This window comes from Nocardia terrae (genome assembly GCF_009760405.1).
Classification (GTDB): Bacteria; Actinomycetota; Actinomycetes; order Mycobacteriales; family Mycobacteriaceae; genus Nocardia; species Nocardia terrae.
On the sequence record NZ_WRPP01000001.1, the window covers coordinates 869,970 to 882,230 of the forward strand.

A 12,261-nucleotide genomic window follows, 5' to 3' on the forward strand; every position below is an offset into this window, starting at 1 on the left:
TACCTGTCGGTTTGGTTGATCATCCAAGATCCGCTCGCAGGATTCGGATGCGGCGGCGGTGGTGGGCGCGACCGCCCCGGCGCTGTACTGGCAAACGTCTCACGCCGCCGACGCGGGCGGCCTGTTATGGAGGGCGGCACAGCGAATGGACCTGAACACGATCGACCGGTGGCGCGCGGCCCGGACCCGCGCCGACCTGGTCCTGGCGCCGGGGGAGGCGTTCCTGGGCGGCGGCACCTGGCTGTTCTCCGAGCCGCAGGTGTACACCACCGGCCTGGTCGACCTGAGCACCATGGGCTGGCCGTCGCTCGAGGAGACGCCCCAGGGTCTGCGCATCGCGGCCACCTGCACGGTCGCCGAGCTGTCCCGCATCCGCCGGCGCGCGGGGTGGACGGCGCATCCGATCTTCTTCCAGGCGGCCACCGCGCTGCTGGCCTCGTTCAAGATCTGGAACGTGATGACGGTGGGCGGCAATATCGCCCGCTCGTACGCCGCCGCGTCGATGGTGTCGCTGGCCGCCGCGCTCGACGCCACCGCGCTGGTGTGGACCGCGAGCGGCGGCCAGTACACGATGCCGGTCGCCGAACTTCCCACCGGGAACGGAACCAGCCTGCTGCGGCGCGGAGATGTGGTGCGCTGCATCGACATTCCCGCCCACGCGCTGCGCGCCCGCACCGGGTTCCGCAAGATCGCGCTCGCCGAGATCGGCCGCAGCGCGGCGGTTCTCACCGGTCGGGTGGACGAGTCCGGCGCCGCGGTGTTCACCATCACCGCCGCCACCGAGCGCCCGGCGGTGCTGCGCTACCGCACCCTGCCCTCGGCCGCGGAACTGCGCGCCGACAGCCGCGCCGCCGACGGCTACTACACCGACCCGCTGGGCACCGCCGACTGGCGGTGCGCCGTCAGCGGAGTGCTGCTCGAGGAAATCCGACAGGAACTGCTGCCATGGAACTGAACATCAACGGCGAGTCGTGCACCGCCGAACCCCGCGCGGGCCAGTGCCTGCGCACCTTCCTGCGCGACCAGGGACACTTCGAGGTCAAGAAGGGTTGCGACGCAGGCGATTGCGGCGCCTGCGCGGTGCTGGTCGACGGCAAGCCGGTGCATTCGTGTCTCTATCCGGCGCAGCGCATCGAGGGCCGCGAGGTCACCACGGTCTCGGGTCTGGGCACGATCGAGAACCTGCATCCGATGCAGCGGGCCTTCGTCGACAACTTCGCCTTCCAATGCGGCTTCTGCACGGCGGGAATGATCGTCACCGCGTCCACCCTGACCGAGGACCAGATCGGGGACATGCACCGTCTGATGAAGGGCAGCCTGTGCCGCTGCACCGGTTACCGCTCGATCCGGCAGGCGATCCGGCAGGGCGTCAGCGCCGGGCGCGCGGACGAAAACCACGCCGGCTGCGCCTCACCGGGCAACGGGGTGGTCGGCACCTCGGTGCACCCACCGGCGGCGAAACGGGTCGTCACCGGCACCGAACCGTACACCTTCGACGTGAATGTGCCCGGCGCACTGCATATTCGGGTGCTCTCGTCCCCGCATGCGCACGCCCGCATCACCGCCATCGACACCCGGCAGGCCGAACGGCTGCCCGGCGTCGCCCTGGTGCTCGATCACCGCAACGTCCCGACGGCCCGCTACTCCACCGGACAGCACGAACGCCGCACCGACGACCCGCACGACACCCGCATCTTCGACGAGGTCGTGCGCTTCAAGGGCCAGCGTGTCGCCGCGGTGGCGGCGACCACCGCGGCCGCCGCCGAGCAGGCGTGCCGGCTGATCAAGGTGAGCTACGACGTCCTGCCCTCGGTGCACGACCCCGAGGACGCCCGGACACCGGGCGCACCGCTGGTGCATCCGGAACTGGTCGACAGCGACCAACCGGCCGAGGAACTGCCACTGGATCCCGCGCGAAATGTGGTGGCCGCCATCCACGACGGCATGGGCGGCGACATCGAGCGGGCGCTCGCCGACTCCGAAGTCACGGTCTCGGGTGAATGGCGCACCCAGCGGGTGTCGCACATGCAGCTCGAAACCCACGGCAGCATCGGCTGGTTGGACGAGGACGGGCGACTCGAGATCCGCACCAGCTCCCAGGTGCCCTTCCTGACCCGGCGCACCCTGTGCCGGCTGCTCCGGCTGCCCGAGGACCGCGTGCGGGTGTTCACCAAACGGGTCGGCGGCGGATTCGGCGGCAAACAGGAGATGCTGACCGAGGACCTGGTCGCGCTCGTGGTGCTGCGCACCCGCAAACCCGCGATCTACGAGATGAGCCGCCCCGACGAATTCGCGCGCACCTCGGTGCGGCACCCCTTCCGGGTGCGGGTCCGGCTCGGGGCCGACCGCGACGGGCGGCTCACCGCGATCGCCCTGAACGTGCTCTCCGACACCGGCGCGTACGCCAATCACGGTCCCGGCGTGATGTTCCACGCCTGCGCGGAATCACTGAGCGTGTACCGCGCACCGGTGAAACGCGTCGACGCCGAGACGGTCTACACCAACAACCTGCCCTCGGGCGCGTTCCGCGGCTACGGCCTGGGCCAGGTGATCCTGGGCATCGAATCGGCCATGGACGAACTGGCGCTCGCGCTGGACATGGACCCGTTCGAGTTGCGGCGGATCAATGTGGTCGGCCGGGGCGACCCGCTGATCGAGGCGCATCCGGCGGACGCGGGATTGGTTTATGGCAGTTACGGTCTCGACCAATGCCTGGATCTGGTGCAGCGCGGCCTGGCCCGGGGCAACGGGGTGCCCGCGCCGGAAGGCCCGCACTGGCGGGTGGGTGAGGGCATGGCCATCGCCATGATCGCGACCATGGCCCCCTTCGGGCATGTCTCCAAATCCACGCTGTCGGTGTCGCCCGACGGCACCTACACCGCCGCCGTGGGCACCTGCGAATTCGGCAACGGCACCACCACCGTCCACACCCAGATCGTCGCCACCGACATGGCCACCGAACCGGGCCGGGTGGTGCTGACCAACGGCGACACCGACGGCGCGGTCTACGACACCGGAGCCTTCGCCTCGGCGGGCATCACGGTGGCGGGCAAGGCATTGCATGCCGCGGCGCTCGCGCTGCGGCGACTGCTGCTCGGCGTGGCGGCCGAGCTCACCGGCATCGATCCGGCCGACTGCGCGATGTGCGCCGACGGAGTCCGAACCCCGGCCCGGGAAGTCGGCTTCGCCGAGCTCATCGCCGCCTGCCCGGAGTCGAACCGCCATGGCGACAAGGTTTTCGCGCGCGGCGACGAACTGGGCGAGTTCCGCTCACTGGCCTGGAACGTGCACGGATTCCGCGTCGCGGTCGACATCCGCACCGGCGCGGTGCGCATCCTGCATTCGGTGCACGCCGCTGACGCGGGCACCGTGCTCAATCCCGAGCAGTGCCGCGGCCAGGTGGAAGGCGGCATCGCCCAGGCCCTGGGCACCGCGATGTACGAGGAGGTCATGGTCGACGACCAGGGCACCCTGCTCACCCCGGTCTTGCGCGCCTACCGGATTCCGCAGATGAACGACGTGCCCGAGACCGAGATCCACTTCACGACGACCTTCGACGAGCTCGGCCCGTTCGGGGCGAAATCGATGAGCGAGAGCCCCTACAACCCGGTACCGGCCGCCCTGGGCAACGCGATTCGCCGCGCGGTCGGCGAACGACCCTGCGAGACGCCGTTCTCACGCGACCGGATCTGGCGGCTGCTCAACGACTTCGAGGCCGTCCCGCAGTGGGCGCGGTCCGTGCGCGTGGCCACCCACGAGCCGGCGCGGCCGACCGTCGGCGTCTAGCGAACCTGGCATGGCGGTCGGCGGTAGCCGCACCGAACGAACAAGGAGGACGCGATGCGTGACATCGCCGACCAATTACTGGAGTGGCTGGACGCGGGGGAGCCGTTCGCCGTCGCCTCGGTGATCGGGGTGCGCGGCAGTGCGCCGCGCGGGCCCGGTGCAGCGCTCGCGGTGCGCGCCGACGGCACGGCGCTCGGCAGCGTCTCCGGCGGCTGCATCGAGAGTGCGCTGCACGAGAGCGCATTGGCGGTATTGCGCACCGGCGAGCCGATGCGCAGCTGCTTCGACCACGACCCGGATGATCCGTTCGCGGTCGGCCTGACCTGTGGCGGGGTGATCGAAGTCCATCTCCAGCGCATCGACCCAGGATTCGACAGCGCATTGCGGAACGCGTTGCGGGCCGCCCGCGACGGCAGGGCCGTGGCGGTGGCGCGGGTCCTGGACACCGGCGCGACACTGGCGGTGTATCCCACTCACCTCGACGGCGGCACCGGCGACGCCCAACTCGACCAACGCCTCGCCCGCACCGCACGCGCGATGCTGACCCGGGGCCGGACCGGCCTGCGCGACGTGCGGCTGCCGGGCGGCGACGACCGGCAGGTCTTCATCGAATGCTGGTCCGCGCCACCGCACATGCTGGTCTTCGGCGCGATCGACTACGCCTCCGCCCTGGCCCGGGTCGGCAAGCTCCTCGGCTACCACGTGACCGTCTGCGACGCCCGCGCCGTCTTCGCCACCCCGGCCCGCTTCCCGGACGCCGACCGGGTGGTCGTGCAATGGCCGCACCGCTATCTCGCCGAGCACGACATCGACGAGCACACGGTGATCTGCGTGCTCACCCACGACGCGAAATTCGACGTCCCCGTCCTCGAGTACGCCCTGCGCAGCAAGGCGGGTTACATCGGCGCGCTCGGCTCCCGCCGCACCCACCTCGATCGCATGCACCGCCTGCGCGCTGCCGGCGTGACCGAGCACGAGCTGTCCCGCCTGCACTCCCCGATCGGCCTCGACCTGGGCGCGGGCACCCCGGAGGAAACGGCGGTGGCCATCGCCGCCGAGATCATCGCGGCCCGTACCAGCGCCACCACGCTGCCCTTGGCGGTCTCCGACGGACCGATCCGCGCGATGGCCTGACCGAGCGGCACGGCCCGTCGAATACCGCCGCCGCGAAGACCGGTGAGCGCCGTGTGAAGCACCTACGCGCGGAGCAGCCACCGCAATCGTGGCAACTCCGCGCCCACGGTGACCAGCGCCAGCACACTCACGACCACGGCGGCCCACACCGGCAAGATCGCCCATGCCCCGAAGACGGCCGCGAGGAGTTCCAGGAAAACGAACCCGATCGTGACGTACCCCGGCACCGGCACCATCACGTCCTTCTTGTCGCCGGGAGTGGCGAAGACGGCGGGCACTCCGATGAGCACGATGAGCGAGGCGATCGCCAGCAGTACCGAATGGTGCGCCAACGCCCACGGCGCCGTCACCCACCCCACAAGTTCGGTACAGAACCGCAGCACAGCCGGAATGCGTCCGCGGTCAGTGAGATTCGGTGAAACGGTCGAGCGGTCGAGCATGCCCGCCAGCCTGTCACACCTTCGACATCCTCGCCCGGCCTCGAGGGTCGCCGAAGCCTCCGCTCTCAGCTCGCCTCGATCTCGGTCGGATCCGGGTCGATCGGTTCCAGAGCGGACTGGGGGATGCCGGGGGACACGCCGGTGAGACTCAATGACCCATCACCCTTGTCGGCATCCTGCAGTTGCAGTCCATAGCCGTCATCGGTTTTCACGGCGATCACCCATTGGGTGGAATTGACCGGCTTCCAATCATGGTCTTGCCATACCTGCTTGATGCGATCGAAGTAGCTCCGGGTCGCCCCGGCGGCGGCTCCGCTGTACGGATTCGCCGCCATATACGCGGCGAGTGGCAAGCCGCCCGGAACCAGGGACGCTCTCGAAGGCGCCGCGTAACTCGATGTACCGGCGGGGTCGGTCGATGGCGCGCGGCGCGCGGGTGTTGGCATGAGTCGTGTCACAGTCGAACTCTGGTGGGTGGGAGCTCGTGATAATCGGCGGGGCTCGTGTCATCGGGGTTGGTGGGGCGGCCTCGCCGCTGGAAGCGGAGGCGGAGTGTGGGGACTCGAGGGCGGGGTTGCGCTGCGGGGCGGCTGGTCCGGGTATGGCGGGAATATCGTCGCGACGGCGGCGGCTATCCTTGGACGGTCATGAAGTCGGCTTTCCCGGGTCCGGTCGGTGCCCAGACGGTCTACCTCGATCACGCGGCCACTACACCTATGTTCCCGGTCGCGGTCGAGGCGATGTGCGCTGCGCTGGGGACCACGGGGAACGCGTCGTCGTTGCACGGGTCGGGGCGCGCCGCGCGGCGGCTGCTCGAGGAGGCTCGGGAGTCGATCGCGGAGGGGCTGGGGGCCCGGCCCTCGGAGGTGATCTTCACCTCGGGCGGGACCGAGAGCGACAACCTCGCCGTCAAGGGGATCTATTGGGCGCGCCGCGACGCCGACCCGAAGCGGACCCGGATCCTGGTGAGCGCGATCGAGCATCACGCGGTGCTCGACACCGTGGAGTGGCTCGAACAGCACGAGGGCGCGCGCATTACGTGGCTGGAGTGCGATGCCGAGGGCATCGTCTCGCCGCGCACGCTGCGCGCCGCGCTGGCCGCGTACGCCCACGAGACGGCGCTGGTGAGCGTCATGTGGGCCAACAACGAGGTCGGCACCATCCAGCCGATTCAGGAATTGGCCGCGGTGGCACAGGAATTCGATGTGCCCATGCATTCCGACGCGGTGCAGGCGGCGGCGCAGCTGCCGATCGACTTCGCCCAATGCGGGCTGGCCGCGGCCTCCTTCGCGGGGCACAAGGTCGGCGGTCCGCACGGGGCCGGGGTCCTGCTGCTGGGCCGGCAGGTGCAGGCGGTGCCGCTGCTGCACGGCGGCGGGCACGAGCGGGACCTGCGGTCGGGCACCTCGGATGTGCCCGCGGCGGCGGGACTGGCGGCCGCGATCCGCGAGACCGTGGCCGGAATGCCGGTGCGCACGCTGGAATTGGAGCGGCTGCGGGACCGGCTCATCGAGGGCGTGCGCGCCGTCGTGCCGGACGCGATCCTCAACGGGGCGACCGGTGACCGGCGCATGCCGGGCAACGCCCACTTCACGTTCCCCGGCTGCGAGGGCGATTCGCTGCTCATGCTGCTCGACGCCGCCGGGATCGAATGCTCGACCGGATCCGCGTGCAATGCGGGTGTGGCCGGACCTTCCCATGTGCTGCTGGCCATGGGTATGGAACCGGCGCTCGCGCGCGGATCCCTGCGATTCTCATTGGGACACAATTCGACCGACGCCGATATCGATGCCCTGCTGGCCGCGCTGCCGCAGGTGGTGGAGCGGGCGAAGGCGGCCGGACTGGCCGGAGCGAAGGGAGGCTTCTAGATGCGAGTACTTGCCGCGATGAGTGGTGGCGTTGATTCCGCGGTGGCGGCCGCCCGCGCCGTGGATGCCGGACACGAGGTGGTCGGCGTGCATCTGGCGCTGTCGGCGAACCCGGGCACGCTACGCACCGGGTCGCGGGGCTGCTGCTCCAAGGAGGATTCCGGCGATGCCCGCCGGGCCGCCGACGTGCTCGGAATCCCTTTCTATGTCTGGGATTTCGCCGACCGGTTCAAGGAGGACGTGATCGACGACTTCGTCGCCGCGTACGCCGCCGGTGAGACCCCCAACCCGTGCCTGCGCTGCAACGAGAAGATCAAGTTCTCGGCGCTGGCCGACCGCGCGGTGGCGCTGGGCTTCGACGCCGTGGTCACCGGGCACTACGCGCGCCTCGAGGACGGCGTGCTGCGCCGGGCCGTGGACGCCGACAAGGATCAGTCCTACGTGCTGGCCGTGCTGACCCCCGAACAGCTTTCGCGCGCCATGTTCCCGGTCGGCGACACCCCCAAGCCGCAGATCCGCGCCGAGGCCGCCGAACGCGGGCTGGCCGTGGCGAACAAGCCCGACAGCCACGACATCTGCTTCATCCCCTCCGGCGACACCCAGGCGTTCCTGGGCGCGAAGATCGGCGTCCGGCCCGGCGCGGTGCTCGACGCCGACGGCACCAAGCTCGCCGATCACGAAGGCGTGCACGGGTTCACGATCGGTCAGCGCAAGGGCCTGGGCCTGCCCGGCCCGGCCGCCGACGGCAAGCCGCGCTATGTGACCGGCATCGACCCGGAGACCGGCAACGTGCACGTGGGTTCGGCCAAGGATCTGGAGGTGTGGACGGTGCTGGCCGACCGCGCCATCTGGACCTCCGGTGAAATCCCTTCCGGCCCTGTCGAATGCGTCGCCCAGGTGCGCGCGCACGGCGGCACCGCCCCGGCGGTCGCCGAGGCGGTGGACGGCGGCCTGGTGGTGCGGCTGCGCGAACCGCTGACCGGTGTGGCCCGCGGCCAGGCCGTGGTCCTCTACCGCCCCGACGAGGCGGGCGACGAGGTGCTCGGCAGCGGCACGATCAGCGGCACCGAACGCGAACCCCATTCGTACGCAAGCGAACTGGTCTCGGATAGCGCCCGGTGACCAGCCGTCATTCGCGCAGCGACGCGAAATCATATGTAGCGCCACGAGTCCGGGTGATCCTGCGCGGCCGCATCGTATGGCGCACCGGCCTGTCCCAGCCGGCGACCCTGCGCCCGCGCCGTGCCCCCGGCAAGGCCCGGCTCGGCAAGTGGGGCGTGGTGAACCGCCAGACCCCTGAGGCGTCCCAGCCCGCCCGCACCGACACCGGCGAGTTCCTGCCGGGCGAGGCGCAGCCGGGCCCGCAGGGTCCGCACGAGGCGACGAACGGCACACCCGCCGACCGTGGCACCGACCACGCGGGCCGCAAGCGCGCGGTCGTCCGCGTCGCCCCGTACGCCGAACGCGGAACCCGGTTCACGACCGGTTCGGGCGGGCCTGCCGAGGTGACCGAGCGCGCGGGCAAGACCTGGGACTGGTACGTCAACACGACTTGCTGGGACTGGTACACCAATTCGCCCGGCCGCACCGACCGCGGCGATGCCGACGAGTGACCGCGCCCGAGCGCGCCGCACCGATGATGACCGGTCGCCCGGTCGGCATGCCGGGCAGTGCCACGGGTGTCGGCGGCGCGGCACCGGCTTGGACGATCCGGTGACCCCGGACCGCCGGCAACGGGTCTCGGCAGCACTGCGCTCGGTGGGATTTCCCGGTTCGGCCCGGTCGGGGTGGTTCGGCTCGTCCTCCCGCTGGAATTTGGTGGAGCGCAGTGGAGTTCGGCCGCGCCACGGCGCAGTGGCCCTGCGTCGGGCGATGGCTCAGCACGGCGGCGTCGGCGTTGTCCTCGAGGGCCTCGATCTCGGCGTGTTGGAGGACCGTACCCGGTGATATCTGATCGAGTGATGCGGGATGGCTTGAATGACTGACGACGCGAGCGGGCAGGTGCTGGGCGGTGGTGTCGCGACCGGTGTCGGGTCGTGGCCGGGCACCGATGTGCGCGAGGCGGCGACGACCGTGCTGGGGGAGTTGGGGCGGCTGCCGCACCTGGTCGAGTTGCCTGCGCGGGGTGTCGGTGCGGATATGGTCGGGCGGGTTTCCGGGCTGCTGGTGGATATGCAGTTCGACAGCACTACGCGTGGGTATCGGCTGGCGGCGCGGCCCGGGGCCGTTGCGCGGCGGGCGCACGATTTGTTGCGGACAGATCTGGATGCGCTCGAAGAGGCTTGGGAGACAGGCGGTTTCGCCAGGTCCGGGCATCCGGTGAAGGTGCAGGTGGCCGGGCCGCTGACGGTGGCGGCGGAGGTCGAGTTGCCGGGTGGCCATCGGATTCTCACCGATTCCGGTGCGCTGCGGGATCTTTCGGAGTCGTTGGCCGAAGGTGTGGCGGCGCATGTGGCCGAGGTGGGTAAGCGGCTGGGCGCGCCGGTGCTGTTGCAGGTCGACGAGCCGCATCTGACCGCGGTGTTGAACGGGACCTTGAAGGGCGTGAGCGTGCTGAACACGGTGCGCGCCATGCCCGAACCCGAGGCGCTGCACGTGCTCGACACGCTGATCGGGAGTCAGTCGGTGCCGGTGCTGGTGCACAGCTGCGCGGACGAGCCCGCGCTGGGTTTCCTGCGCCGGAGCGCGGCGTCGGCGGTCGGTTTCGACATGGCGGCCATCGGCACCTCCGATCTCGACCGCATCGGTGAATTGCTGGACGGCGGAAAGCATCTGGTGCTCGGCCTGGTGCCGACTACCGCGCCCGCGACGCCGGTCACCTGGCGCGATATCGCCGAACCCGGTGTGCGCCTGATCGATCGGCTCGGCTTCCCGCGGCGGTTGCTGGCCGAGCAGGTGCTGGTCTCCCCGGCCTGTGGGCTGGCCGGAGCGCCGCTGTCGTGGGCGCGTCGCGCCCTGAGCCTGGCCGCCGAGACCGCGCGCGCCTACGCCGAGGACCCGGAGTCGCTCAGCTTCGAGTGAGGTTCGCCCGAGTGTGATTGGGCCGCAACGGGTTTGGTCACATGCGGGCGAGGATGTCCATGGCGATCGAGACCGACGCCGCGTTGCTCTCCTCGTCGGACAGCTCCAGATCACCCATCATGGACAGGCTCCAGCTGATCGTCAGCAGCGCCTGCCGCGCGTGGAAGAGGGTGATCGGCTCCCGGCTGGGCTCGGCCATCAGGTCGGCCAGTACCCGGAACTGATAGCGCAGGCTGGTGCCGAAGCCGAGATCGCGGAAGGCGGGCTGGTTCTCGGCCCAGAACCGGATCATGTCCTTGCCGAGACTGTGCAGCAGATCCCCGTAGCGCCGCACGATCTCCGCGGCCCGCTCGCGGCCCGGCGGCGTGGCCTCGGCCCACCGCACGATCTCGTCGATGCCGCCGCGCAGATCCTCCGACAGGCTCGCGACGATGTCCTCCTTGGTCCGAAAGTGGTAGTACAGCGCCGCTTTCGTGACCCCCAGGCGTTCGGCGATCTCGCGCAGCGAGGTCTTCTCGTACCCCCGTTCGGAGAACAGCTCCATCGCGACCGACCGAATCCGCTCCCGCGTATCGCTGCGACGCCCGTCCATCGGATCCCTTCACGCCTTTTCGGTGCATCTTGCTTGACGCCCGGCAAGGAGAGAGCCTACCGTCTTCCTCACCGGCAGATATCTAGCCGGGCGGCAAGTTAAATTGCATTGGGGGCAATCCATGGCCGAAACAGTGAAAGTGCCGGTCGACGGCGTAGCCGTGACCGCGATCGGGGTCGCCGTGATCAGAGCACGCGAGACCGAGCGCGAGGACCGGCTGTACAGCGACCCGCTCGCGCGGGAGTTCGTCACCGCCGCCGAGGCGGGATTCGACGCGGAACGCTGGGCGCGGATGGAAGCGCTGGCGGATCAGTTCTATCCCGGCCGGACCATCGGCGTCCGCCTGGTCGACGAGCGATTCGGCGAGGCGATCGAGGCGGGCTGCCGCCAAATCGTCCTGCTCGGAGCGGGTTTGGACACCCGCGCATACCGCATGGACCTACCGTCGGACGTCCACGTCTACGAGATCGACCTGCCCGAACTCTTCGCTTTCAAGGAGCCCGTCCTCGCGGCGGCTCACGCCACCCCGACCTGCCCGCGCCACGTCATCGTCGCGGACCTGGGCGGCGACTGGCGAAAAACCCTGCTGGACAGCGGATTCGATCCGAGCGTGCCGACCTACTGGGTCGACGAGGGGTCGCTCGGATACCTGAACAACGACTGGAATCAGCGCGTGGTCCGCACCCTCACCGAACTATCCGCTCCGGGAAGCCGTTTCGGCACGGGCCGCCTGCTCGTCGACCCCGACGCCCCGCAATACCGCGACCTGCGCACCTTCGTCGCCGGAGACTCCGCCACCGAGCCCCTCCCGCGACCCCGGCCCGACGACTTCGACGTCGAACGCTGGCTCGACGAACTCGGCTGGAACACCGAGTTCCGCAGCTGGAACGACATGACCGCTCACCTCGACCGCCCCTCCACCCCCCTCGACCCCCGCATCGGCAACATCGCCGCCGTCCGCCGCTGACCGTCGGCCGAAGGATCAATAGCCCTGATTCTTCGGCTTCTTCGAGCCGAAGTAGGGGCGGGCTCCGGGGTGGGCGAGCTGCCATTTGTCGGGCTTGCCCGCGGGGTAGAGGACCGGGATCTGGTCGCCGACGGCGGGCCACTGGAAGGTGTCCCAGGCGAAGCGGCCGTAGACCTCGTGGGCCACCACCGAAGGGCCGGAGATGCTGCCGGTGATGGTGACGTATTGCTCGCCGGGGACGTCGGGGCGGGGGCTCACGCCGGTCACGTGCAGCGTGCCGCTCTCCGGGCCCGCGAGGGAGTCGTTGCGACCGGCCCGCATCGGGTCGCCGGAGAAGGCGCGTCCGCCGCCGTTGCCGCGGCGGTAGTAGATCAGCGCGGCTGCCAGCGCGCCGCCGATCAGCAGCACGAACATCAGCTGAATGAGCATGAACCCCATGCTAGGCGTGCCGGA

General features: G+C 70.2%; 12 protein-coding genes. 8 read left to right on the forward strand and 4 right to left on the reverse strand.

What is annotated here, in order from left to right; genetic code table 11:
* Positions 1-145 precede the first annotated feature (145 nt).
* The 3 genes from GPX89_RS03945 to GPX89_RS03955 are packed head-to-tail and all read left to right on the forward strand — an operon-like array spanning position 146 to position 4,920.
* Positions 146-955 carry an FAD binding domain-containing protein gene (locus GPX89_RS03945; RefSeq protein ID WP_157355178.1) on the forward strand — a complete coding sequence of 270 codons (810 nt, stop codon included), beginning with the start codon at positions 146-148 and terminating at the stop codon, positions 953-955.
* A complete protein-coding gene (locus GPX89_RS03950; RefSeq protein WP_157355180.1) occupies positions 946-3,786 on the forward strand; it encodes a molybdopterin-dependent oxidoreductase in 2,841 nt (946 codons plus the stop codon). Before GPX89_RS03945 ends, GPX89_RS03950 begins: the two co-directional genes overlap by 10 nt.
* A 54-nt stretch (positions 3,787-3,840) precedes the next feature.
* The gene (locus GPX89_RS03955; RefSeq protein ID WP_157355182.1) at positions 3,841-4,920 is read left to right on the forward strand and encodes an XdhC family protein; all 1,080 of its coding nucleotides are present in this window, start codon (positions 3,841-3,843) and stop codon (positions 4,918-4,920) included.
* Between the two features lie 62 nt (positions 4,921-4,982).
* On the opposite strand, the gene GPX89_RS03960 is transcribed toward GPX89_RS03955, so the two are convergent.
* Both GPX89_RS03960 and GPX89_RS03965 read right to left on the reverse strand, forming a co-directional pair.
* Complete coding sequence (locus GPX89_RS03960; protein WP_157355184.1) at positions 4,983-5,360, reverse strand: hypothetical protein; 378 nt, start codon at positions 5,358-5,360, stop codon at positions 4,983-4,985.
* A 65-nt stretch (positions 5,361-5,425) separates the two neighbouring features.
* Positions 5,426-5,695, reverse strand: a complete 270-nt coding sequence (locus tag GPX89_RS03965) for a hypothetical protein (protein ID WP_157355186.1) — start codon at positions 5,693-5,695, stop codon at positions 5,426-5,428.
* A gap of 312 nt (positions 5,696-6,007) precedes the next feature.
* Here GPX89_RS03965 and GPX89_RS03970 point away from each other — a divergent pair, with 312 nt between their 5' ends.
* The 4 genes from GPX89_RS03970 (at position 6,008) to GPX89_RS03985 (ending at position 10,249) form a co-directional block, all read left to right on the forward strand.
* Positions 6,008-7,228: a cysteine desulfurase family protein gene (locus GPX89_RS03970; RefSeq protein ID WP_157355188.1), complete on the forward strand. Its 1,221-nt coding sequence runs from the start codon at positions 6,008-6,010 to the stop codon at positions 7,226-7,228.
* The gene (gene mnmA, locus GPX89_RS03975) at positions 7,229-8,350 is read left to right on the forward strand and encodes a tRNA 2-thiouridine(34) synthase MnmA (RefSeq protein WP_157355190.1); all 1,122 of its coding nucleotides are present in this window, start codon (positions 7,229-7,231) and stop codon (positions 8,348-8,350) included.
* Positions 8,347-8,841, forward strand: a complete 495-nt coding sequence (locus GPX89_RS03980) for a hypothetical protein (protein ID WP_157355192.1) — start codon at positions 8,347-8,349, stop codon at positions 8,839-8,841. Before mnmA ends, GPX89_RS03980 begins: the two co-directional genes overlap by 4 nt.
* Before the next feature lie 364 nt (positions 8,842-9,205).
* Positions 9,206-10,249, forward strand: coding sequence for a methionine synthase (locus tag GPX89_RS03985; protein WP_157355194.1), 1,044 nt, complete (start codon positions 9,206-9,208; stop codon positions 10,247-10,249).
* A 37-nt stretch (positions 10,250-10,286) separates the two neighbouring features.
* Here GPX89_RS03985 and GPX89_RS03990 read toward each other — a convergent pair whose 3' ends face one another.
* Positions 10,287-10,841, reverse strand: a complete 555-nt coding sequence (locus GPX89_RS03990) for a TetR/AcrR family transcriptional regulator (RefSeq protein ID WP_157355196.1) — start codon at positions 10,839-10,841, stop codon at positions 10,287-10,289.
* Positions 10,842-10,962: 121 nt separating this feature from the next.
* On the opposite strand from GPX89_RS03990, the gene GPX89_RS03995 reads away from it, so the two are divergent.
* Positions 10,963-11,808: an SAM-dependent methyltransferase gene (locus tag GPX89_RS03995; protein WP_157355198.1), complete on the forward strand. Its 846-nt coding sequence runs from the start codon at positions 10,963-10,965 to the stop codon at positions 11,806-11,808.
* A 15-nt stretch (positions 11,809-11,823) separates the two neighbouring features.
* On the opposite strand, the gene GPX89_RS04000 is transcribed toward GPX89_RS03995, so the two are convergent.
* On the reverse strand, positions 11,824-12,237 hold the full coding sequence (locus tag GPX89_RS04000) for a hypothetical protein (protein WP_157355200.1): 414 nt from the start codon (positions 12,235-12,237) through the stop codon (positions 11,824-11,826).
* Positions 12,238-12,261 lie beyond the last annotated feature (24 nt).

Coding starts and splice junctions, on each gene's coding strand:
- GPX89_RS03945 (WP_157355178.1), top strand. CDS start 146: ATGGACCTGAACACGATCGACCGGTGGCGCGCGGCCCGGACCCGCGCC.
- GPX89_RS03950 (WP_157355180.1), top strand. CDS start 946: ATGGAACTGAACATCAACGGCGAGTCGTGCACCGCCGAACCCCGCGCG.
- GPX89_RS03955 (WP_157355182.1), top strand. CDS start 3,841: ATGCGTGACATCGCCGACCAATTACTGGAGTGGCTGGACGCGGGGGAG.
- GPX89_RS03960 (WP_157355184.1), bottom strand. CDS start 5,360: ATGCTCGACCGCTCGACCGTTTCACCGAATCTCACTGACCGCGGACGC.
- GPX89_RS03965 (WP_157355186.1), bottom strand. CDS start 5,695: ATGGCGGCGAATCCGTACAGCGGAGCCGCCGCCGGGGCGACCCGGAGC.
- GPX89_RS03970 (WP_157355188.1), top strand. CDS start 6,008: ATGAAGTCGGCTTTCCCGGGTCCGGTCGGTGCCCAGACGGTCTACCTC.
- mnmA (WP_157355190.1), top strand. CDS start 7,229: ATGCGAGTACTTGCCGCGATGAGTGGTGGCGTTGATTCCGCGGTGGCG.
- GPX89_RS03985 (WP_157355194.1), top strand. CDS start 9,206: ATGACTGACGACGCGAGCGGGCAGGTGCTGGGCGGTGGTGTCGCGACC.
- GPX89_RS03990 (WP_157355196.1), bottom strand. CDS start 10,841: ATGGACGGGCGTCGCAGCGATACGCGGGAGCGGATTCGGTCGGTCGCG.
- GPX89_RS03995 (WP_157355198.1), top strand. CDS start 10,963: ATGGCCGAAACAGTGAAAGTGCCGGTCGACGGCGTAGCCGTGACCGCG.
- GPX89_RS04000 (WP_157355200.1), bottom strand. CDS start 12,237: ATGCTCATTCAGCTGATGTTCGTGCTGCTGATCGGCGGCGCGCTGGCA.